The organism is Lactobacillus nasalidis (assembly GCF_016587775.1).
Lineage (GTDB): Bacteria > Bacillota > Bacilli > Lactobacillales > Lactobacillaceae > Lactobacillus > Lactobacillus nasalidis.
The window spans coordinates 1-297 of the sequence record NZ_BOCG01000034.1 but is presented as its reverse complement, the minus strand read 5'-3'; the positions used below and the strand labels follow the sequence as shown (position 1 = coordinate 297).

Annotated in this window: 1 pseudogene; it reads right to left on the bottom strand. The window is 45.5% G+C overall.

Features of this window, described 5'->3' with window-relative positions:
- Positions 1-297, bottom strand: a pseudogene (locus lacNas_RS00255) (helix-turn-helix domain-containing protein); the annotation flags it as partial.

The following is a 297-nucleotide window of genomic DNA, read 5'->3' as shown; positions in this document are numbered from 1 at the left end:
CCACGCCATTGATCTTTTGGAACGTGGCTTCTTCTTGCCCGCTCCAAATAAAGAATTCCGTCCTTGATCTTACTCTGATCGCTTTTGAAGCCTTGTCTGGATTCCCGTTTTGACCGAAATTTTGGTTTGCCCCAGTCTGGTTGGGCCTTGTCAAAGAAATTGTTCCAAGCCTTGCCCAAGTCGGAAATTGCCAGTTGCAGAATTCGGGCTGATTGTGTATACTGCCAGTCTTTTTTATCGGCAACTAACATATTACGAACTCTTCGTTCACTCGGCGAAGGCTTTTCTTTAAGCAGT